The following is a 25,098-nucleotide window of genomic DNA, read 5'->3' as shown; positions in this document are numbered from 1 at the left end:
ATGGTAAAAAATTACCAAACGAACGAAAGAAGTATTTTATAGTAATCCCGTCAGCTCAAGAGATTTTCACTTATGAGCTAACGGATATAATATACTAGTTACTTGGATTGCCTGTGATCAATCCATCAGTTAGATCAATTTCAGATTGTGGAATAGGGAATTTTTCGTGTACCCCTTGAACAAAACCTTCACTAACTAATTCAGCTGTAATTTGTCCTGTTCTAACTTGATCGAAGAAGCGGTGTCCTTCCATTGCCAGCTCTAATCGACGTTCTTTGAAAATATCATCTAAAGTAGGCGATGCAATTGGTGCAAGATTCACTCTTGCTCTCACCTGATTTAAATAATCTGCAGCTCCTCCTTTACCAGTACGTATGGCTAATTCAGAAGCAAACAATAATAAATCAGCGTATCTAAACATTCTATAGTTAGAATGACCATTGTAACGGTTATCTCCAAAGTCTGTTGTTAACTCTCTTTGAGGAAGGAAATACTTTTGAGGAGCAAACCCTGTGGTATTGTACCAATCACTATTTGTGTCTCCAGGTTGAGCTACACGAATTGTACCTTCACCAGGATACACTTCTTCACCATCATAGATGATCGTCTGCTCTCTTCGGATATCATCACCTGCATCTCTAAATGCTTTTTCTAAAGCAACGGTTGGTAAGTTAAAGCCCCAACCTTCTCCAATTGATGCAGGGTTACCTGAGTTACCACCTGCTCTAGGAGATTGCATCATATTCTCTCCAGCACCTTCTCCTTGAGTAGACCAGTTATTGAAATTAGATGGCTCGAACTGCACTTCGAAAATAGATTCTTTTCCATTTTCTTCCTCTAAACGCCAAATATTAGCGTAATCATCTAGTAAAGCATACTGACCACTTTCTATTACATTCTTGGCATAAGTATACGCTTCTTCATAAGTGGACTCATCGTTTGAGTATAAAGCTGCTTTTGCAAAATAAGAATACGCCATTCCTGAAGTTGCTCTTCCTAAGTACTCCGCATCGTATTGATCTTTTGTCTTTAATAAAGCTCCTGCTGCTTTAAAATCACTCAAAATCAGCTCATACAATTCTGCTTCTGATGATCTAGGAGTCGAATTAAGGTTCTCATAATCTTCTAAAGATGTGAACATTGGAACACCTCCATACATTTTCACTAACTGAAAATAATGCCATCCTCTTAAGAATAAACCCTCACCTTTTACTTGATTATAGGTATTCTCATCTACAGAAGCCTTGGCTACTTCTACGTTAGATAAAACTGTATTTGCTCTAAATACTCCTGCAAAATGTCTTTTCCATACAGACTCAAACAAAGGTTCTGATGCATTCCATTGAAATTTCTGCACCATAGTCATATAATCTAAATCTGTTTCTGATAAGCCACCTTTATCAGCATCATCCGAAGCAATATCTCCAAAAATGAAATAGTTGTAGAATTGTGTTCCTTCAAATCTCCATTGCATTGGGTCGTACCCTGCAATTACCATTAATTCTAAGTTCTCTGGATCAGAAACAAATGTTTCTGTAGTTTCTCTTGCCAAAGGCTCACGATCTAAGAAGTTAGAACAAGATGAACCTGCCAACAACAGTGATGAAGAGATGACTATTTTATATATATTTTTCATATCAAATTCTTATTAGAAGCTAATGTTTACACCTGCAGTATATACTCTTGGTACCGGATAATTTCCTCTATCAATACTGAAATCAATGGCATTTTGTGCAGTAGATAAGTTCTGTCCGATCTCTGGATCAAATCCTGTGTACTTAGTAAGTGTCACTAAGTTTTGTCCTGCTACATAAACTCTAAACCTCTTCACTCCTATTTTATTCGTGATAGTACTAGGTATAGTATAACCTAACTGTAGGTTTCTTAATCTTAAGAAGTCTCCATCTTCTACATAATAATCAGAGTATAATTTATTATTTGCTGTACCTGTTACTCTTGGATGCTCATTAGTAGAACCTGGCTTTGTCCATCTATTCTCCATAGTCAAAGACATATAGTTGGTATTTGGAGCATTTAAGTTGTACTTGATACCATTGAAGATTTTATGACCTCCCATTCCTTGAAGGAAAATAATTAAATCAAATCCTTTGTAGCTAAGGTTGGTTGTTAAACCAAAAGTGTATACTGGGATAGTATTTCCTAAAACTTTTCTATCGTTTGGAGTAATTTTACCGTCTCCATCTAAATCCTTATATCTCAAGTCACCCGCAGATACAGAGCTATTTAATACAGCATCATCAGCAGTTGGATCTGATTGATAAACACCATCAGTCTCATATCCGTAGATAGATCCAATTGATTCTCCTTCTTGAGTAATCAAGACGTCTTTACCGAAAAATGGAGCTGTATAGAATGGTGTTTTAGCACCTGTACTTAATACTTCATTTTTATTATATGAGAAGTTACCTGTGATACTGTAACCAAATCCACTCTTAGTTTCATCAGCCCATCCTAACACCAACTCAATACCTGAGTTTTGAACTGAAGCACCATTAGACCAAGGGTTTTGAGTAAATCCAGAAGACCCTAAAATATCTGCTTGGAAAAGCATGTCCAATGTCTTTTTCTGGTATAAATCAACTGAAGTTGATAATCTATTTCTTAGGAATGCAGCATCTAAACCTATGTTTAGCTGTTCAGAAGTTTCCCAAACCAAATTTGTTGTAGGACCAGTTGTTAAAGACGCACCGTCCATAATTGCTCCTGTTCCTGAAGGGTATCTTAGTCCGTTGGTTACTGTAGAGATTGTAGGATAAAAACCAAGGTTGTTTGGCATTTTATCGTTGGCTACTTGTCCCCAACCACCTCTTAATTTTAGGTCTTTCACAAAGTCAATACCGCTCATAAAACCTTCGTTTGAAATCTTCCAAGCCAGGGCAAATGAAGGGAATGTTCCCCAACGGTTTTTCTCTGCCAATCTTGATGTACCATCTCTACGGAAAGTAGCTGTAACCAAGTAACGATCGTCATAACTGTACATCGCTCTACCTAAGAACGACATAATACCAGCATCTTGAGCGAAGTTTCTTGGTGCTGTATCAGTTTCTTGATCGACACCAGCATCAAGGAATCTTAAGTACTCTTGGTTGGACAAACCACCTTTACCACCATTAAAGAACTCATGATACTCGTTGTAAAGAGAGAAACCTCCTAGTACAGTTAAGTCATGTTTATTATTCCAGTTTCTTTTGAAAGTCACTGTGTTGTCCCAAGTGTATGTAAAGTGTTTTTCTTGGCTGATAAATAAGTTACCCGAAGTTCTTGATAATTTTAAGTTGTTGGCATCATCGAACTTAGGATTGAAAACTTTTCTCTCTAAGTACACTCTATCAAAACCAAACATCGACTTAAATGTCAAACCTTTAATTGGCTCCAACTCTGCAAATACATTCGCCATGTATCTATCCACTCCAATATTATCGTTGTTCAGATCTAAACGTCCAACAGGGTTGGTAAATTGATCTGAAATCTGTGAAGCACCGTATACTTTTCCTTCATCGTTTTCTGGAGCATAAACTGGCGCCATAGGATCCATTGCCAACATGTGCATAATTGGATCTTCGTACTCATTATTTTGAGGGATAACTTCTTGGCTTGAATTCGTGATCACAATGTTTGATCCTAAAGCTAGGAAATCAGTTACTTGAGATTTTACATTTAATCTTCCAGAGATACGCTTATAACCTGATGGAGCAATAATACCTTTCTGATCGAAGTAGTTCAAACTCATTAGGTATTGAGATTTTGCATTACCACCGCTTGCAGTAAATTGATAGTTCTGTACTGAAGCTTCAGATGGCTTACTAAATACCTCATCCTGCCAATTTGTTCCTGGAGATTTCTTTAACTCTTGTAATTCATCGAAAGAAAACTTTTCTGGAAGACCATCATTAATTCTAGCTTCATTAATTAAGAAAGCCAGTTCATATTGATTTGTCAAAGGAATTTTATTCGCTACTTGCTGAACACCAGCATAAGCATCAAAAGAAACATTCATATGTCCTTCCTTACCTTTTTTGGTAGTAATAATAATTACCCCGTTGGCACCTCTTGAACCATATATTGCTGTTGCAGATGCATCTTTTAATACATCCATTTTTTCAATATCATTCGGGTTCAAGAAAGAGATATTTGTTGTAAGAATTCCATCCACAACGTATAAAGGAGACGCATCCCCAATAGTACCTTGACCACGAATAGTAATTGTTGAAGCAGAACCTGGAGAACCTGAACTTTGAGAAACAGTTACACCAGCAACTTTACCTTGCATAGCCATTTCTGCACTTGGTTCAACTGCAATAGCTAATGCCTCGCTGTCAACTGATGCTACAGCACCTGTAACATCTTTTTTGTTTTGTGTACCGTAACCAATAACGACTACTTCTTCCATTTGTCTTACATCTTCTTGTAAAACAACATCGACATTCGTCTGATTCGTTACTTCTATTGTTTGGTCTTTATAACCAACAAAAGAGAATACAAGTACATCTCCACTTTTGGCTGAGATTTTAAATTTTCCATCAAAATCTGTGACTGTACCAATTGTTGTACCTTGTATTTTAATGTTTACACCTGGGATAGGATTAACATCATCACTGACTGATCCCTTAATTATTTGATCTTGACCAAAAGATTGAAGAGAAAATAAGCTAAAAAATATTCCTAGAAGGAATGACTTTGTTAGTAGCCTGAATGACGTACCTAGTTGGTATTTGTAATTCATAGTATCATCCATTTTTTTAAAATTAAATCTTATAATAGTTGAATAAGATTGAACGACCGATTCGAAAAGCCGCTAGACATTTTAGACAAGTTTATTTCATTTCGTTGTTACAATGTTGCTGTTTTTAGGATGAAAACTCAAAAAAACCACTACTTCACAGCTACGTCATACACCACTCAACACTACATCAGGTGTATTTAAGACACTTTTTTAGTTGATTTCTATCAAATACGCTATTTCTAAGATGTTTTTTTGATTTTACAAGATTAGCTAAGTCACAATAGAAAAATTATGGCTATTATACAGCGTTCATAATCATTGGTGTAACTGTTTCAAACTCTTGAGATAATAAAAAAGTGAAGAGCAAAATTTAATAATTCTACTCTTCACTGTTCATCATTACTTCTTTTTTTACAATTATGGCAACTGTGATTTAAGCATCAGCTCCTTCTACCTTTTCCAACACATCGACCGTCTCTTTATAATCAAAAAAATCAAAGTAAGCAGGGTGTTTTCCTCCCGATAAATCTTGACAAGTCATTCCAATAAATGCTCCAGTAAATGCAGGTCGATATCTACCTGTACCATCATCTTGAATATAATCATCGGATAATATTGATCCATCTAAACTTGGACCTATATCTACAAACTGCTCTCCATCCAACGAAAAGCTATATTGAATTGCTGCACGATCAAAAATGACTTTTAAATAGAGTTCTTGATCTTTATTAAACACAAATTCCTCTACTTTCACTTCTTCCACTTTAAATGTATCCGCAGAGATTATTTTCAAGGTTTTGGTCTTTCCTTCATCATCTGTAGAGATGTACAGGTAATGAAAGTGGGTAGTATTGTAATAACATACCAAACCCGACATTTGCTGAAAGTTATCTGGTGAAAATAATACTTTAGTCACTACTTCAACATAGTGCGATTGTACCCTATGTGCCAACATACTTTGTTCATGGAATGATGAAAGTGATGCTCTACCCAATAATTGAAGTTGTCCATTTTCAATATTCATCCATTGATCGCTAAAAGGCTCTCTTAAGGAAGCAAAATGCGGAGAAAGAGCATTTGATGAAAAATCGAAATGAGAAGATTCATCTTCAATAGGAAAATGTAAACCAATTCCTTCTACTTCAGTTCTTGGAGCTTTACCTCCTGAAAATGACCTTGGCCACTCTCCTTTTTCCCAGACTATTTTTTCTATAGATGTTTCTCTACCTAAAGTACATCTCCCTCTTTCAGTTAAAGGTCTTGCAGTTAAGAAAACAGCATACCAATCCCCTTCTTTTGTTTGTACAAAGTCTCCATGTCCTGCCTTTTGTAAAGTATTTGTTGGAGAATGCTTACTTGTAAACACAGGATTATTTGGAGCGGTCTCATAAGGACCTAAAATATCTTTTGACCTTGCAATACTTACTGCGTGATTGTATTCAGTACCTCCTTCTGCCGTTATCAAATAGTAATAGTCGTCTTTTTTAATGATATGAGGACCTTCGGTTAAACCAATATCAGATCCTGCATATATATCATACATTTCACCAATCAAACATTTTTTCTGATGATCGTATTCTTGCAAAACAATGCCACCAAATAGTTTTCCTCCTCTGTGATCAACACGCAAACTGACAAAATATTTTTTACCATCATCATCGTGATACAATGAACCATCAAAACCACAAGAAGATAAATAAGTAGGTTCAGACCATTCTCCAAAAATATCATCTGTCGTGACTAAATAGTTGGGAGTATCTTTCCAAGGTCCATCAAAGTTTTTCACATTGGAATACACCAAGTAAAAAGTACCCTCATGATAGGAAAGACAAGGAGCCCAAACTCCACAAGAATCGGGCACCCCTCTTAAGTCTAATTGGGACAACCTTTTTAAAGGATGCCCAATTAATTTCCAATGTTTTAAATCTTTGGAGTGATGGATTTGCACTCCAGGATACCACTCAAAAGTAGAAGTGGCAATAAAATAATCATCACCCACCCTAACAATGGATGGGTCAGGATTAAACCCTTTTAAAATTGGGTTTTGAATTATGTTTGTCATTGTAGTATTACTAATGTGCCAATGGCGTTATTTCATCCGAAACATCTCTTGGGTCACTAATGGTCTGACCGATCAATTCCGTTTCAATTTCTTCTAAAGATTTCCCTTTTGTTTCTCTCACAATAAAAATGGAGAACAATAAACAGGCTAACATGCCAATACCGAAAATCATAAATGTATTGGCTGCACCTAGATATTCTAATTCCATAGGAAATAAGGTAGCTACCGTAAAACTTGTCGCAGAGTTTACTCCACCAATTACAGAAATACCCAAGCCTCTCAAATGATTGGGTAGAATTTCGGGGAGCATTGCCCACATTACTGGCCCTAATGAAATTGAGAAACCAGCGATAAACCCTAAAATTCCCACCAACACCATCAAGGCATTAATATGAATACTTGTATTTAAAATTCTTGACTGATATTCTGATACGAATACTTTGTTGATTGCTTTTTCAAAGGCTAATCGATAATCCACACCTTTTAGAAGATCATTTTTAGCTTCTAAAAAGAAAGGTGCTTTTGGTGAATTCGGTACCACCTCTGTAGAATTTGCTAAAAACTCTGCAAGCATTTTCTCTTTGATAGCATCAAAGAAATAGACCTCTGAGTTAAATTCTGTACTCTTTAATGAGAACAAGGCATAATCTAAAGTTTTGATTTGACTAAGTTTTCCTACCAATGCATCCACCCCTTCAGATAACCTCAAAACCTCAGATTCATTTTTATTCAATACTAAATCCCCATCTATAAATTGATAATGATCGAAATCTACTTTTGCTAGACCTTTCGTCTTTATAGTTTCAGAAATAATTTGATGCGCCATTCCTTCTGTGAGGGCTTTACTTTCACTTTGGCTAATACTAAAAGTAGCATCAGAGAAAAAGTAACAAGTGATAAATAAAGACAAACTCATAATGGCTGATCCTGCAATAAGTAATGGTTTACGACCTACTCTGTCAATCATAAACATGGAGATGACCGTCATAACTACAAACACCAACCCTATGATAATGGATTGCATAAATGCAGCATCTTGTCCTTCTCCGGTCATCTCAAAAATCATTGGAGCATAATAAAGGATAGCATTAATACCTGATACTTGTTGAAATACTGCTAAACCTAAACCAATAAATAAGACCAACTTCATCTTAGAAGAGAAGAGTTCTTTTCGTAAATTCTTTCCACTCTTATTGGTCGATTTTGTATTGATTGCTTTTGAGATTTGAGCAAGTTCTTGTTGTGCATACTCATTACCTCCCACTTTTACCAATACTTTTTCTGCATCTTCCTTTTTCCCGTTTTGAATCAACCATCTTGGGCTTTCGGGAATAATAATTAAAAGAAAGAGATATACTATTGCGGGAATTACTCCAACACCAAGCATCCATCGCCAATTAAGGTTTGGATCTTCTACCATCTGCAGGATATAGTAGTTAGAAAAGTAAGCAATTGATAATCCTAGTACAATATTCAATTGATTAAAAGTGACCAACCATCCTCTGTGTTTTGGAGGCGCTATCTCTGATATATACATAGGAGCTACTAGAATTGCTATACCTACTCCTAGACCTGCAATGAACTTACAGAAAATGAAGAAATAGATACTTGTAGCCAAAGCAGTACCTAAGGCTCCAACACAAAACAATAGAGACGTTAGTAACAAGCTTTTCTTACGACCGTATTTATCGCTAATAAATCCCGCCATAAGGTTTCCTAAGAATCCTCCGAGAATAATCATACTTGTAGAAATACCAATAAGCAATGGCTGTTCTACAATATCAAATGTGTGCTTGTAAAAAGGTATGGCACCTGAATTTACTACTCCATCAAAACCAAGTAGAAAACCTCCGATCGCCACAATGGACGATACCATTATAGGATAGAGAATATTTTTATTTTTCATATCATTTATACTTTAATAACTGTAGTCTTCGCTCACCGAAGTGAGTAACTGAACTAAAAAAATACTATTACCAATAGTTCATATTCGATAATACATCATTCTATCCTACGAATGTGTTATAAATGATAGAGAAGTATAGCAATTTTGAAGCTGACGTAGTTTTGAAGTACCGTTTTAAAGCTCTGACGTAAACAATTTTCAATATTTTTAATGATATTGTAGAACTACTTTTTTTCTTAATTCAACACTAACTCTTGTATTGTTCACAGCTAGAACAAATAAAAAATCGCGTTTATGAAATGGAATTTATTACTACTCTTAATCATCACGACACTTACAAGTCAACTTTCATTTTCAACCAGCAAACAGTTAGGTATTCCTATCGTTAATCAGTTTTCTGCAACTGTTTATGGGGCTGGTTCGCAAAATTGGAGTATTACTCAGAATGAAGATGGGTTTATCTATATAGCTAACAACTTTGGGTTATTGGAATTTAATGGAGTGGATTGGAAGGTTCACACCATGAACAAAGGCAACAATAATTTACTTTCTGTTTTGGCTATAGGTGAAAAAATATTTGTAGGTGGGCAGCATGAGTTTGGATACTTTCAGCGTAATGAAAAGCATGAATTGAAGTACCACTCTTTACTACAATTTATTGATCAAGGAGATACTTTTGATGAAATATGGGACATTTACAAAGGTAAAAACGACAAAGAAATTGTCTTCTGCTCCCATCGTAAGATATATAAATATGATGGTCAGAAAGTACAAAGCATTACTCCTCCAGAGAACATACATTATAGTTTTTATATCAATGACGACTTCCTATCAAGTAGTCCTTCTTTAGGTCTTTTAAGTTGGAACAATAAGAGAATTCTTCCACAGTATAAAGGAATCGATCTCCTCAAAGGACACATGGTCAGATCGATCGTTAACTTCCCTAATGGACAGCTAATCGCATTCAGTCATGATGGTGTTTTGCTCATCAATAAAGGAAAAGGTTTTGAACCTTGGGCCACTTCCACTTGGAAAACTTTTGAAAGAGATAAGATCAATGATGCCGTGCTATTAAAAGACAATACAATTGCTTTAGGCACGCAAAACAATGGGGTATATATATTAGATGAAAACGGAGAGGTGAAGCTTCATATCAACAAAAAAAGCGGCTTATCTGATATGACTATCTATAATATCTTCCAAGATCATTCAGAAAACTTATGGATTGCTCATAGAAATGGCCTGTCCTATATCGAATTACATTCTCCTTTCTCTTTGATCAATGAAAAGGTGGGCATCGAAGGAGGAGGCTATTCAGCTACCTATTTTAATAATTTACTTTATTTAGGGACATCAAATGGTGTGTTCCAATACGATCCAAAAGGAAAGTTTAAAGAGCCTTTTTATCAACAGATGAATATAGGACATACCTATAATCTTACGGTATTAAATAATCAGCTTTTTCAAGGACAGCATGAAGGGTTTTATGCATTAAAAGGAAATCATAATCAACTAATTTCTTCTCATAAAGGTGCTTGGAATGTGGTCTATATCCCTACTGAGGATGCTTATATTCAAGGTTCTTATGATGGAGTTTATATTCATCGATTACACAATAATCAATGGGTTTCTCAAAAGCTGAAAGGATTTGATGAATCATCACGATTGATTCAATTGGATGATGAAAATAACATTTGGATGAGTCATGGCTTTAAAGGAGTCTATAAATTAAAAGTTGATTTTGACCGTAATGAAATATCTAAAGTTGATTTCTATGGAAAGGAAAAAGGCTTTTACACCAATGTGTTGATCAATTTATTTAAAGTAAACGACGAGTTGGTTTTCTGTGGAGAGAACGGGGTATTTATATACAATGCAGAGAAAGACGTATTTGAACCTCATTCGCTGTACAATAAGCTTTTAGGGAAAGAAAGGATCTCTAGTTTAGTAAATGACCAGGAAGGAAATGTATATTTTATACAAAAGAACAAGGTAGGGTTATTACATGATCCTAAATCGAAAAATCCTTATGTTGAAAGGCAGCTTTTTGAACGAATCAACAAGTATATATCAGATGATTTGGAAAGTATAATCGTTATTGACCATTCGAATGTATTAATTACTGCCAAGGAAGGTTTTATACGATTCAACCCACGTTTCAAGCAAGTGGTACATAATCAAATACCATTAAGTGTGACTAGTTTCTCTAGTAGTAATGGTATTGACTTAATCAATGAATCCTCTCTTACTGATAGTGAACATCAGATTGCTTATAACTTTAATGATGTCAGCTTCTCCTATGCTTGTCCCTTCTTTGACGGCCTTGAATACAATACTTATCAGACATTTTTAGATGGTTTCGATAAATTACCAAAGGATTGGTCTACTACTTCTACCATCACTTATACCAACTTAAAAGAAGGCGATTACACCTTTAAGGTGATGGCCAAAAATATCTATGGAGAAATAAGTACGGTTCAGGAAGTCCATTTTAGTATTCTTCCTCCATGGTATCGATCTACTCTCGCTTATTTTATTTATCTACTATCGTCTTGTTTAATTATTTATCTGGTAACTAGAATTTCGAAAATTAGATATAGTAAAAAATGGTTAAGTATCGTAGGGCAAAAAGAACAGCAAATTGTAGATCAGGACGGCACAATTAAGCAGTTGATACACGAGAAACATCATCAAGAGATTGATTTTAAGAATAAGGAATTGGCCTTGTCTGCTTTTCACTTATCACAAAGAAATGCTTTGCTGACCTCAATTAAAGCGGATCTTATCAAGGTATCTACTGCGACGAATGATGTAAAAACCTCTAAAGAAATTCATCAATTAGCTACAAGAATCAACAAAGAAATTGATGATGAAAAAGATTGGGCTAGATTTAAAGATCACTTCAACTTAATTCATTCTGACTTCTTCGAATATTTTAAAGAGCATTATCCGGAGTTAACGACTCAAGAATTAAAGATCTGTGCTTATATCAAGATGAATATGTCGACAAAAGATATTGCCAATGCTTTAAACTTGTCAGTTAGAGGAATTGAGACTTCTAGATACCGATTAAGAAAGAAATTGAATCTGGAAAAAGGAGAAAACTTACTAGATTTTATTGCTCAAGTTGAGACTAGTTTAGAAAGGACTAATTAGAAAATAATTTAGTGATAAAGAAAAAGGTCACTTTCCTTGCGGAGAGTGACCTTTTTGTTAGTTCCGAGACTCTTATTAAAATAGGTGAAAATGAGTCTACTCTTTTATTATTACGCTTATGCGATTAAGCATTAGCGATTTCTTCTTTCAACTTACCCAACGAAGCTTTCGCATCACCGAATAACATTTTTGTTCTGTCGCCGAAGAACAATGGGTTTTGAACACCCGCATAACCTGTACTCATACCACGTTTGAATACCACTACGTTTTTAGCAGTTTCAACGTCTAAGATAGGCATACCGTAAATTGGCGATGAACTATCATCTTTAGCAGATGGGTTCACTACGTCGTTTGCACCAATTACAAGTACAACGTCTGTAGAAGGGAAGCTATCGTTTGCTGGCTCAAGTTCTAACAATTTCTCGTAAGATACATCTGATTCAGCCAATAGAACGTTCATGTGACCTGGCATACGACCCGCTACTGGGTGGATAGCATATTTCACTTCAACGCCCTCTGCTTCTAAAACAGTTTCGATTTCGTGGCAAATATGTTGTGCTTGAGCTACTGCAAGACCATAACCTGGTACGATACAAACTCTGTCAGCATATTTTAATTGGATAGCCAAATCAGAAACGTTTACTTCTTTCACGATTTCTTCACGACCAGATCCAGATCCTCCACCTGAAGCACCTAAGTTTCCTACTAGTACATTTACTAGAGAACGGTTCATTGCTTCACACATCATTACTGTTAAGATAATACCAGAAGCACCTACAAGGATACCACCGATAATCATAATGTTGTTAGAGTAGATAAGACCAGCACCTGTTGCACCGATACCTGTTACTGAGTTTAGTAATGAAATTACTACTGGCATATCACCACCACCGATAGGTGTTACGAAAGCGATACCATAGAACAACGAAAGACCCAATAAAGCATATACTAAAGGCATGTTTAATTCAGGTTGCGTCATGATCAATCCTGAAAGAACGATAATACCTAATAATGAAGCAAGGTTGATAATTTGTGGAGCAGGTAAAGAGAAGTTGTCTCTTAATGAACCATTCAATTTACCGTAAGCTACTAATGAACCTGTTAATGAAACAGCACCAACGAACATAGCGAAGATGTTAGTGAATACTGCACCGCTCATCATTTCCGTTCCTGCAGGAAGGTTATTGAATTCCGCGATACCAATTAACATGGCACAAGCACCACCTAAACCGTTGAATAAAGATACCATCTCTGGCATTTTAGTCATCGCTACTTTCTTTGCAGATACTAAACCAATAGAACCACCTACTAGCATACCACCAAGAATCCAGATGTAGTTATTATCACCTGCTTTTTGTGGCGCTACCAAAGAAATTAAGATAGCCATACCCATACCTAAAGCCGCTACTAAGTTACCTCTACGTGCTGACTCAGGATGAGATAGTCCTTTAAGACCTATAATAAATACGACAATACTTACTAAGTAGAAAAAGTCGACAATATTTGTATAATCCATTGTTGTAAAATTTCAGATTTATAGAGTTTAACTTAAGCTTTACGTTCTTTCTTTTTGAACATATCCAACATTCTGTTGGTTACCGCAAAACCACCTACTACGTTGATCATTGCAAGTGCGATACCGATAAAACCTAACGATAAAGTTAAGTAGTCATCTGCATTAGCCTTACGAATAAGGATAATTGCACCAATTACAACGACACCTGAAATTGCGTTTGCACCAGACATTAAAGGCGTGTGCAAAACTGTTGGTACTTTACCAATAATCTCCATTCCTAAGAACGAAGCCAATACTAACAACGATAGCATAGCTAGCGTGTTATCATCAAGAAATTGTATGATTTGTTCCATTGTTGTCTTCTAATTTGTTTGTTCAGTAGAAATTAAGCTTCTGCTTGTTCAGCAGCTTCTTCAACTTGTGGAGCTGGTACTAAAGCTTTTTGCTTTTCTTCGTTACCATAAACCACTTCGCCATTGTAAACGATACAGCTTTGAAGGATAATTTCATCAGAGAAATCAAAGTTTAATCCTTCAGCAGTCAACATCAACTTCAAGTAGTTTTGGATGTTTTTGCTGTAAAGTACTGAAGCTTGTTCGCTAATATCAGCAGCTAAGTTAGAGTTACCAATAATAGTTACTCCGTGCTTCTTCACTACTTTCTCATCTTCTGTCAATGCACAGTTACCACCAGTTGATGATGCCAAATCGACAATAACAGAGCCCGGCTTCATTGTTTTCACTGCTTCCTCAGTAACTAGTGTAGGAGCAGGACGACCTCTCAATTGTGCAGTTGTAATTACAACATCTGCTTTCTCAATTTTTTGAGCGATCAATTCAGCCTGACGTTTTTTGTATTCTTCTGTTTGTTCTACTGCGTAACCACCAGCGTTAGTATCGTCAGTAGCACCTTCAACTTCTACGAATTTAGCACCTAATGATTGTACCTCTTCTTTAGCAGCTGCTCTTGTATCGAATGCTTCTACTTGGGCACCCAATCTTTTTGCAGTTGCAATTGCTTGAAGACCTGCTACACCTGCACCCATAATCAATACTTTTGATGGAGGTACAGTACCTGCTGCTGTAGAAAGCATAGGCATGTAACGTGGAAGGTAATCCGTTGCTTTTAATACCGCTTTATAACCAGAAATTGAAGCCATCGATGATAAGATATCCATCGACTGAGCAATAGTTGTTCTAGGAATCATATCAAAACTAAATGCTGAGATACCTTTTTTAGCATATCTCTCACAAATAGAAGCATCCTGGAATGGTTGGTAAGAAGAGAACAAGAATGTTCCTTCTTGAAGAAGATCTACATCTCCTTCTTCTAGAGGTGAAATTGTAATCAAAACATTCGCTGATTTCAAAATCTCTTCTCTAGATTTTTCTTCAGCACCGATAGAAGTATATACACTATCATCAAAGTAGGCACTTTCTCCGGCACCCTTTTCAAAACACACTTTATGACCTTCAGATATGAACTTATTCGCTAAATCTGGCGTAATCGCAACACGAAGATCATTTTCTCTTAAAATTCCAAATAGCATACCAATGCGATTTTAAATAGTATTATTCTAATAGAGCAGGGCACCCTACCCTACTAATAAATTGTTAGTTTGTCTGAGTGTGAATTCAAATAACGGTTGTTGTAGAATTCATTAGTTTAGCAAATATACAATAAAATAATGTGTTTTTTAAAACTATTTAAATTTAATAGCATGATTATTATAAAAGTTTCAAAATTACACTTATTATTGAAATAAAATTCCAACCTTTGAAAATACAACTTTAACACATATAACAACTCGTTATAAATAACACAAGTGATGTTTAAGTAGTTTGATATTTCACTCAATAAAAGTTAAGTGATTGATAAAAAAGGGAATGTAGTTTAATATTGTAATTCATTAACAAAATGTCAACTATCAATGATTTATCAATAAAATCTTAGAATAATACAATTTAATTGATATTCACTAGTATATTCACAAGAAAAATTAGTTGAAAAATATTTTTTGGAATTTGATTTAAATAATTGATTCTCTTGTATTCAGCACCAATTTATTACTTGTTCTTTGCGGTTTTGATTGAATATGTGGCATCATCAAATATTAGCATAAAAAAAGAGTGATGTTTATATTTTACAAATTTCTATAAACACCACCCTATTTGTACTTTTCAGACTTAATTCACTGATGATCAATCAATCATCAATTTCAATTTTTCATTTCCTCTAGTATCTATAATAAAATAGATACCTTCTTTTAAGGGAATATTAAATGTATTTTCTCCTTCTTCCCATTGCAAAGTACCTACAATTTGTCCGTTGATATTCACAATTTGTCCACTCCCTGAGTGAGGTGATACCAAAACAAATGATCCTTGGTTGGGGTTAGGGTAAATCTTTAACACTTTCAAATCAGAGGTACCTAAATTTGCTCTATTCGAACTAGATCCCAAATCTATAGACACAGTTTCTACCCAAACTGAACCTCCTGTAGCATTCAGTGCTTTTATTCTAAATGTATATTGTTTTCCTGCCCCAAGATTTGATATCACAAAACTCGTTTGATTGGCAGGAACATCTGGAATCCCTCCGCCGCGGTAACTGTCACCTGATAATTGAGATTGGATATCAAAACGGTCTTCGTTATCTGAATTATCGCTCCAATGAATTTGAACAGAAGTAGACGATAATTTTTCGACCCAAACTTCACAAGGAGGGTGAGGTTTACCTCCAGAACTTTGAAGACTACAATCTCCTGTTTTTACCACTTCTTGATTATCTGTATTGTTATCATTACCGCCATTATTAGAATTATTACCATTTAAATCAAAAGGATTGGTCGTTACCCATACCGATCCTCCATTTCCATTGACTGCTTTTATTCTAAAACTATATGTGGCTCCATCTTCTAATCCATCAATAATTACTTCTGTCGCATTTCGATCACCATCCGGCATTCCTGAAGCTCTAAAGCTATCTCCTTCCAATTGTTTTTGGATATCAAAATAGTCTTCATTATTAGAATTGTCATTCCACAAAAGTTTAACGCTACTAGAAGATAATTTTTCAATACGAACATTACATGGAGGATTCGGTTTTCCTGCTGGGCTGACCCCATCGCAACTTCCTACTCCATCGTTACCTGTTGGAGGTGGATTACTTGGTGGTTGTTGTCCATTAATCACTTTAGCGGTTAAACCACCACCAGAAGTTGCCATATAAAATCGAGTAACTCCCTGATCGTCTGTAAAAACTCTTGTTCGCTGAGCTACGGTGTATTCTACTTCATGAGAAGAATTATCAGCACCAAAATTTACTAGGTTAGTAATAGAACCATCGGCATTAATTGTTCCTTGGATCACTCCAAACCCTTTTCTGGTCAACTGCCAAACGTGGTAAGGAATATATATTTTATTGCCATGAACTGAGAAATCGCCGATCATAAAATCATGCTGTTCAGGAATAAACCAATCAGGTTCTCCTAAAACTGCCAAAGCATCTCTCCAATACAACGCTTGTCGGTAGGTCTTGTCTCCATTGAGAGCAAAATAAATATCATGACGTCTTAGGTTATTCCCTAATTCCGGATTATTTCTAGTTGTTAATGTGATCACATTACCACCAACCACTGTAGCCTCTACTCCTCCTTCGGTGTTCCCTTGAGCATTGAAATAGTTGGATTTCCCATTGACATCTACCCCCAACTCATTACTAAAACTACCATCTGTATTTCTTGTCAATTTTAAATTTCCCAACTGACATTTTACATAAAGCACATTAGAATTATTCGGATCAAAACTGATATCATTTACTGGCAAACTTTGATTCGGTATCCCACTCAGACTTCCCCAAGCTTCGTAAAACAATTTATCGTTACTATTGTCTTCATCGATTAACGTTCTGATATCATCTGTTACAAAAACTCCCTTTTGAGTACCACAATAGACTCTATAAGGTTGATTTGGATCTGATTTAATGATCCATGACCTCACTGCAGGCAAACCTTTTCTTGCCACTTCATCCTGTTTACCAGAGATAAACACTTTCCAATCATCTGCTTGATTTTGAGTTGTAGTTAATTGCTTGAAGGCCATTTCTGCATTACCTCCTGGATTACCTCCACCCCAACCATAAGCAATCGAAGCCAAAATTAAAGGGTTTTGACCTTCATCGATCACTAAAAAACTATGTGCATCTTGTTGAGAAGGTGTATTTAATTGTGTCCAAGAATAACCATAATCATAACTCTCTAACATTCCATTATCAGCTTGTCCCATCACAGCATAATTGTTATGAATTGCTACATCATAAGTAAATGTAGATTGAGTGCCATTGGTATGATAAGTAGTGGCTCCATTATCCAAAGTAGAAATCGCTGAGCAGCTTTGAATATCCCAAGAATCTTGATTGGCGGCATCGCCTACAAAAAAGCTTTGTTGCGACATGGTCAATACCCCACGTTGATACGTTACATTTCCAAAATCTCTGGAATTCCATGTACCTGACCATTTTGCGGGCCAATAGGTTTTATTTCTTGATTGATTTACCACGTACTGATTCCATCCTGCATCTGTGGTAATCCCTCTCCCAAACTTATTGAAATTAAAGATGGATTTAATTTCTCCAGAAACAGTTGACCCGTTCACAGTAAATTCCCCTTCATATAACCCGTCATTTCGTCCTTGCGTAAACTGACTCACCAAGACATGATGCTTTCCATTCGGTTCATTTCCCTGCCAAACTTTTGGCTGCCAATAAATAATCTTATCGTCAACTCCTGCCAAACCTAAATCTTGCCAAGCACCATTTGGATAAGACTTCACAAACAGATGGCTCGCTCTTAATTGTTGATTGGAACCTCTAGAACTTCCTCTTTTATTATAAATAGCATATAACCATTTTCCGTCTTTGGTAAGATCTGCCCCCATACATTCGCCTATGGTTTCATTGACCCCATCTGTTCCTGCCGGACCTTGTATTTTTGTCCAGTTTCCTCCCTTATTATTTGATGAATACAGTCCTGTTCCCGCAGCCACTAAAATATGACTGTTATTGGTTGGATTGATGGTAATACTATTGACTCTTCTGTAACCTGTCCCTTGTGCATAGGCTACTTGATTCCAGGTCGTACCTCTATCGTCTGTCACATAGATCACCTGACTACCGTCTTCTATTACTTCTAGTTTTCTAGTAAACTGTATCAACCACTGATTACCCGCATAGATTCTTTTCTCATCTTTACTATCGACTGTAATCACCCCAATAGGTTCATCATCAATTACTCCCTTGTTTTCGGTCCAAGTCACTCCATCATCATCAGAGTATGCAATTCCTTCAAAAGAGCCATAAAAAATACGGTTTCCGGATTGTTGTGCTAAAATAGCTAAGCTTGTAGGTACATTTTGGCCCCTGTAGATCCAGTTTTCACCGTAATCGTTCGTTAAATAGAAGCCTTCCATATCACTACAAACAAACATCCTTCCCGGCTGGTTTTCATAACAAGAAAGACCTTGAACCCTTCCGCCGTGTCCGGGGTTCATATTTATCCATTGTGCATAAAGTGTCGTAGCAGACATCCAAATAAACATTTGGGTCAGCAAAAGTGTAAGTGAAAATTTCATAATCATTCATTTTATGAGTCATTCATTTTTAAAATGAATCACTCCATTTCTACTTTCATACTGACTTAAGCTATTATACAATCAAAATTGGAAGTTTTATACTCTCTTTTTTTGACTACTCAGCGTTAGAATTTCATCACTTAGCTATGTGCTATGCTCTTCAATTCTGCCTTGATTAGTCAAAAAAATAATAATATAATTTTTCCCAATTTCAAATGTATAACAGCTTATCTATATCATTCTTTTGATGATTGATAAAAGTGTAGCGCTACGAGTCAGTTCGATTAATGCAGGCAAATTCGCATAACTTAACTCATCTATTTGTTTGAATTAAAAAAACGAAAGAAAATTAATTGATGTGGTCAGAGAATTTTGAGCATGAAAAAAGCCCCTCACCTTTCGATGAGGGGCTTTTAAAACCGCTTGCAAATATTATAAACCAGAGTGGCTTATAGTGTGTCTTTCTCTAGAATCGATCAATGCTTCGTACTCTTCTTTAGAGCCTACACGGATCGCATCATAGTCGCGAAGACCTGTTCCTGCAGGAATCAAGTGACCTACAATTACGTTTTCTTTCAAACCAACTAGTTCGTCACGCTTACCTCTAATAGAAGCTTCACTTAACACTTTAGTTGTCTCTTGGAAAGAGGCTGCTGAAATAAACGACTTCGTATCCAATGATGCCTGGGTAATACCTTGAAGAGTAGGTCTTGAAATCGCTGGCTGTGCGTCACGCACTTTCATCTCTTTCATGTCTCTACGTTTCAAGCTAGAGTTTTCGTCTCTCATTTCACGGAATGAGATTAGAGCACCCGCTTTGTAATTTGCTGAGTCACCCGCATCAGTAACGATCTTCATGGCTAACACCTTATCGTTTTCTTCACGGAAAGTAAATTTCTCTACTACTTGACCTGGCAAGAATGTAGTATCACCATTATCTTCGATGACTACTTTTTGCATCATTTGGCGTACGATCACCTCGATATGCTTATCGTTGATCTTCACACCTTGTAAACGGTATACATCTTGAATTTCGTTCACTAGGTACTCCTGAACTGCAGTAGGACCTGAGATTTTCAAGATGTCTGCAGGAGTAATTGCACCGTCTGAAAGTGGCATACCCGCTCTCACATAGTCATTTTCCTGCACCAAAATGTGTTTCGACAAGTTCACCATGTAACGACGTTTCACACCGTCACGTGATTCTACGAATAACTCACGGTTTGCACGTTTTACCGCACCGTAAGTTACAATACCGTCAATTTCAGAAACTACAGCTGGCGACGATGGGTTACGTGCTTCGAATAATTCGGTTACACGTGGAAGACCACCGGTAATGTCTCGTGATTTACCTGCAGAACGAGGAATCTTCACAAGGATATCACCTGCTTTTACTTTCTGACCATCCTCAACGATCAAACGAGCGTCTGTTGGAAGGTTGGACGCTACTGTTTCCCCTTTGTCACCAGCGATGTGGATAATTGGGTTTTTCGTCTTGTCCTTAGTATCAATAATTACTTTCTCCTCGTAGCCAGTCATTTCGTCTGTTTCTACTCGGTAAGTAATATCTTTTTCAATTGCTTCGAATTCAGTAACACCATTGTACTGTGCTAAGATTACGGCGTTAAATGGATCCCAGTTACAGATCACATCTCCTTCCTCAATCATATCACCTTCCTTCACGTGAAGGTAAGAACCGTATTGAACGTGAGCGTTGAAAGCCACTTTTCCTTCTTCGTCAAGAACGTTCAATTCAGCAGTACGTGCCATTACTACATCCTTCTCATCTCCATTTGCATCTTTCGACTTCACTGAACGCATTTCTTCGAAAGTAACTTTACCGCCTTTCTTCGCTTTCAATGACGCGTCAATTGCAATGTTGGATGCCACACCACCGACGTGGAATGTACGTAGTGTCAGCTGAGTACCTGGCTCACCAATTGATTGTGCAGCGATTACACCTACAGATTCACCTTTACCAGCTACACCGCCAGTTGCAAGGTTTTTACCGTAACATTTCTCACAAACACCTTTACGAGTCTCACAAGTAAGTACTGAACGTACTTCTACTTCTTCGATACCCGCTTCTTCAATTTCTTGAGCAGCTTCTGGAGTAATTAGACCAGTTGCACCAACAATGATCTCTCCAGTTTCAGGATGCTCAACATCATTAAGAGAAGTACGACCTTCGATTCTGTCGCTCAATGGCTCCTTCACCTCGTCGTTTTCTTTTAATGCAGTTACCGTTAAACCTCTTAATGTACCACAATCAACTTCTGTTACAACTACATCTTGAGCAACGTCTACCAAACGACGAGTTAGGTAACCCGCATCGGCTGTTTTCAAGGCTGTATCTGCAAGACCTTTACGCGCACCGTGAGTTGAGATAAAGTACTCCAATACGTCTAGACCTTCTTTAAAGTTCGAAAGGATAGGGTTTTCGATAATGTTTGCTCCAGAAGCACCACCTAAGTTTTTCTGTGGTTTCGCCATTAGACCCCTCATACCACCTAACTGACGAATTTGCTCTCTTGAACCACGGGCTCCTGAGTGCATCATCATATAGATTGAGTTGAATCCTTGGTTATCCTCTTCCATTTGAGTCATTACTGTAGACGTCAACGTGTTGTTTGTTTTCGTCCAAACGTCAATTACTTGGTTGTAACGTTCGTTATCAGTGATAAGACCCATCATGAAGTTGTTACGAATAACGTCTACTTCACCTTTCGCTGATTCAATTAAATCAACTTTTTCCTTAGGGATAATGATTTCATCAAGACCGAATGACAAACCACCTTTGTAGGCCATTTGGAAACCTTCGTGCTTGATATCATCAAGGAACTGAGCAGCACGTGCCATACCTACGATATCTACCACTTTCGCGATAATTACCTGTAGTGCTTTCTTAGAAAGTAGTTCATTTACGAAACCTACTTCTTCAGGTACGTGTTGATTGAATAATACTCGACCAGCAACAGTTTCAATGAATTTCTCCTCTAACTCGCCAGTTTCCTCATTCAATACTTTTGTTTTAACAAAGATCCAAGAGTGACGTGAGATAGCCCCTTCGTTCAAGGCGATGATCACTTCCTCTGAGTTGTAGAACCTCTTACCTTCACCTTTTACGATTTCAGTATCAGTTGTACGACGACCTTTTGTCATATAATAAAGACCTAATACCATATCCTGAGAAGGTACGGCGATAGGTTTACCATTTGCAGGGTTAAGGATGTTATGCGATGCTAACATCAATAGAGATGCCTCTAATACAGCTTCGTGTCCTAGTGGTACGTGAACGGCCATCTGGTCACCATCGAAATCGGCGTTGAAGGCTGTTGTTACCAATGGGTGTAATTGGATTGCTTTACCCTCGATTAATTTCGGTTGGAAAGCTTGGATACCCAATCTGTGAAGAGTAGGGGCACGGTTTAGTAGTACTGGATGACCTTTCAATACGTTTTCAAGGATATCCCAAACTACTGGATCTTTACGGTCAACGATTTTCTTCGCTGATTTTACCGTTTTTACGATACCACGTTCGATCAACTTACGAATAATGAACGGCTTGAATAATTCAGCTGCCATATTCTTAGGAAGACCACACTCGTGTAATTTAAGCTCTGGACCTACTACAATTACAGAACGACCTGAGTAGTCCACACGCTTACCTAATAGGTTTTGACGGAAACGACCTTGCTTACCTTTCAACATATCTGAAAGTGATTTCAATGGACGGTTACCATCAGAACGTACCGCGTTCACTTTACGAGAGTTGTCGAATAATGAGTCAACAGCCTCTTGAAGCATACGCTTCTCGTTACGTAAAATTACTTCTGGTGCTTTGATATCGATCAGACGCTTCAGACGGTTGTTACGGATGATTACTCTTCTGTACAAGTCGTTCAAGTCTGATGTTGCGAAACGACCACCATCTAGTGGAACTAATGGACGTAATTCTGGTGGAATTACAGGAACCATACGGATCACCATCCACTCAGGACGGTTCTCAATTCTCGTTCTCGCATCTCTGAATGCCTCAACAACACGAAGACGCTTCAATGCTTCTGCCTTACGTTGTTGTGAAGTATCGTTATTTGCCTGGTCACGCAATGCAGCGGCCATGTCATCCAAATTAGTACGAGACAATAACATTTCTAATGCCTCAGCACCCATCTTAGCGATGAATTTGTCTGGATGATCGTCTTCTAATTGTCTGTTTTCGCTAGGAAGTTTATCCATGATATCTAGGTACTCATCCTCAGTAAGGAAGTCCATTTTAGCGATACCATCTGCAGCTTTTACACCTTCTTGGATAACTACATAGCGCTCGTAGTAAATGATTTGATCAAGTTTCTTCGTTGGTAAACCTAATAGGTAACCAATTTTGTTCGGTAAAGAACGGAAGTACCAAATGTGTGCTACTGGCACAACTAGTTGGATGTGACCCATTCTTTCACGACGTACCTTTTTCTCTGTTACTTCTACACCACAGCGGTCACAAATAATACCCTTATAACGGATACGCTTGTATTTACCACAGTGACATTCCCAGTCTTTTACAGGACCGAAAATTCTTTCACAGAATAAACCACCCATCTCCGGCTTGTACGTACGGTAGTTGATGGTTTCTGGTTGAGTTACTTCGCCATGTGAGCTCTCCAAGATTGATTCTGGAGAAGCCAAACTCACGGTTACCGAAGTAAAATCGTTGTTGATCTTTTTGTTTTTTCTGAACGCCATTTGCAATTTGCGGTTTTCTTGAATCTGCAAATATAGGAAGTATTAATCAAATTTTCTATTCAACGCAATGAAATATCACTTATATTTTTACTTTTCGGAACTTTTATTTATAAGTAATTGATTTACAGTAAATTTTAATCGCATCATTTTTTCTAAAAGTTACTTAACAGCATGAAATAGTACTATTTTTTTTGATCAAGTGAGGATTATCATCAAATAATTTGTCGAAGTCTACATCTCAATTTTCTATAAGTTGAAAGTGATACTTACCTCATCTGCACTATATTATTGTAAAGATTAGATCAATATCACATCAGGTGTCAAATCAACTAACGCTATTCAATAGAATACAAGCCGAGTATTTGATGTTCATCCGAGATTATTTTTTTAAAACTCAATCTTCATCAAAAACAGATCATTAAGAAAGTAGTACAAAAAACATCTCTCATAAATTCATTTTTCTCTTATATTTGAATAGCATTTGGTACCAAATCAATTAATTTGGGTACATAAACAGAATCACAACATGAAAAAGCTTAGTCTAGCCATCCTTTTATCCTTCATATCCATTTCACTTTTTGCTCAGAATCCATTAAAGAAAATTCCTGGTAACTTTTACCTTGATTTAGGATTGACCAATTGGGCCGACGATAGTGGATTACCGTTAGAAACACAATCTAGATCTGTATCTATATCTTATATGTATGAATTTACTTTATCGAGTAGTGGTAAATTCACTTTTAACCCAGGTATTGGTTATTCTGCAGATAACTTCTTCTTTAAAAATGGTCAGACTTTAGGGAAAAACGGAGATCAAACACAAATTGTAGACACCAACCTTTTATTCGATAACACGAAGAAATCGAAGATGGTAGCTAACTACGTAGAGATTCCATTGGAGTTTAGGTTTAGAACTCACCCTGGAAAGGATGCTTTCCGCCTAGCTGTTGGTGCTAAGTTTGGGTACATGTTCGCAAGCCATACTAAAGTAAAACACGAAACAAATGGCGATACCAGAATCGCAAAAGATAAAGGAAACTTAAATTTAAATGATTTCAGAGGTCAGTTTATCGGAAGAATTGGATATAAATGGATCAACTTCTTCTGGGCTTACGGATTTACCGAAACGTTTAAAGACAATGCCGTTGCTATTCCAAATGGATCAACTTTAGACAGTACTCCTTATACTATAGGTATTACTTTCTCAAGTTTCTAATCCATCAAAAAATTAAATCAAAAGCCTTCAATTCTTTAAGAAATGAAGGCTTTTTTGGTGGATGAAGGTCGTAAAACTCAATATTTTATCTAAGGATGATCTATCAAACAAAATTTTTAAGTAAATTC

At 36.7% G+C, this 25,098-nt stretch carries 11 protein-coding genes; 2 read left to right on the top strand and 9 right to left on the bottom strand.

Features of this window, described 5'->3' with window-relative positions:
• Nucleotides 1-94 precede the first annotated feature (94 nt).
• The 4 genes from MY04_RS17665 to MY04_RS17650 all read right to left on the bottom strand — a co-directional run bounded on the left by MY04_RS17665 (nucleotide 95) and on the right by MY04_RS17650 (nucleotide 8,712).
• On the bottom strand, nucleotides 95-1,636 hold the full coding sequence (locus tag MY04_RS17665) for a RagB/SusD family nutrient uptake outer membrane protein (protein ID WP_084005949.1): 1,542 nt from the start codon (nucleotides 1,634-1,636) through the stop codon (nucleotides 95-97).
• A gap of 12 nt (nucleotides 1,637-1,648) precedes the next feature.
• Nucleotides 1,649-4,744: a SusC/RagA family TonB-linked outer membrane protein gene (locus tag MY04_RS17660; RefSeq protein ID WP_158297753.1), complete on the bottom strand. Its 3,096-nt coding sequence runs from the start codon at nucleotides 4,742-4,744 to the stop codon at nucleotides 1,649-1,651.
• A gap of 433 nt (nucleotides 4,745-5,177) precedes the next feature.
• Nucleotides 5,178-6,806, bottom strand: coding sequence for a glycoside hydrolase family 43 protein (locus MY04_RS17655; RefSeq protein WP_066211862.1), 1,629 nt, complete (start codon nucleotides 6,804-6,806; stop codon nucleotides 5,178-5,180).
• A gap of 10 nt (nucleotides 6,807-6,816) precedes the next feature.
• Complete coding sequence (locus MY04_RS17650) at nucleotides 6,817-8,712, bottom strand: sugar porter family MFS transporter (RefSeq protein ID WP_084005948.1); 1,896 nt, start codon at nucleotides 8,710-8,712, stop codon at nucleotides 6,817-6,819.
• 294 nt (nucleotides 8,713-9,006) lie between these two features.
• On the opposite strand from MY04_RS17650, the gene MY04_RS17645 reads away from it, so the two are divergent.
• Nucleotides 9,007-11,868: a triple tyrosine motif-containing protein gene (locus tag MY04_RS17645; protein WP_066211858.1), complete on the top strand. Its 2,862-nt coding sequence runs from the start codon at nucleotides 9,007-9,009 to the stop codon at nucleotides 11,866-11,868.
• A gap of 124 nt (nucleotides 11,869-11,992) precedes the next feature.
• Here MY04_RS17645 and MY04_RS17640 read toward each other — a convergent pair whose 3' ends face one another.
• The 5 genes from MY04_RS17640 to rpoC all read right to left on the bottom strand — a co-directional run bounded on the left by MY04_RS17640 (nucleotide 11,993) and on the right by rpoC (nucleotide 23,754).
• The gene (locus tag MY04_RS17640) at nucleotides 11,993-13,384 is read right to left on the bottom strand and encodes an NAD(P)(+) transhydrogenase (Re/Si-specific) subunit beta (protein ID WP_066211856.1); all 1,392 of its coding nucleotides are present in this window, start codon (nucleotides 13,382-13,384) and stop codon (nucleotides 11,993-11,995) included.
• 32 nt (nucleotides 13,385-13,416) lie between these two features.
• Nucleotides 13,417-13,737 carry an NAD(P) transhydrogenase subunit alpha gene (locus MY04_RS17635; protein ID WP_066211852.1) on the bottom strand — a complete coding sequence of 107 codons (321 nt, stop codon included), beginning with the start codon at nucleotides 13,735-13,737 and terminating at the stop codon, nucleotides 13,417-13,419.
• A gap of 32 nt (nucleotides 13,738-13,769) precedes the next feature.
• A complete protein-coding gene (locus MY04_RS17630; RefSeq protein ID WP_066211850.1) occupies nucleotides 13,770-14,933 on the bottom strand; it encodes an NAD(P) transhydrogenase subunit alpha in 1,164 nt (387 codons plus the stop codon).
• A 652-nt stretch (nucleotides 14,934-15,585) separates the two neighbouring features.
• Nucleotides 15,586-19,014 carry a fibronectin type III domain-containing protein gene (locus tag MY04_RS17625; protein ID WP_158297752.1) on the bottom strand — a complete coding sequence of 1,143 codons (3,429 nt, stop codon included), beginning with the start codon at nucleotides 19,012-19,014 and terminating at the stop codon, nucleotides 15,586-15,588.
• Between the two features lie 432 nt (nucleotides 19,015-19,446).
• Nucleotides 19,447-23,754, bottom strand: a complete 4,308-nt coding sequence (gene rpoC, locus MY04_RS17620) for a DNA-directed RNA polymerase subunit beta' (protein ID WP_066211846.1) — start codon at nucleotides 23,752-23,754, stop codon at nucleotides 19,447-19,449.
• A 526-nt stretch (nucleotides 23,755-24,280) separates the two neighbouring features.
• On the opposite strand from rpoC, the gene MY04_RS17615 reads away from it, so the two are divergent.
• Complete coding sequence (locus MY04_RS17615) at nucleotides 24,281-24,970, top strand: outer membrane beta-barrel protein (protein WP_066211844.1); 690 nt, start codon at nucleotides 24,281-24,283, stop codon at nucleotides 24,968-24,970.
• Nucleotides 24,971-25,098: the final 128 nt, after the last annotated feature.

This window comes from Flammeovirga sp. MY04, from assembly GCF_001682195.2.
GTDB lineage: Bacteria > Bacteroidota > Bacteroidia > Cytophagales > Flammeovirgaceae > Flammeovirga > Flammeovirga yaeyamensis.
Note: the sequence above shows the minus strand (reverse complement) of the source record. Positions and strands in the feature narration are given on the sequence as shown.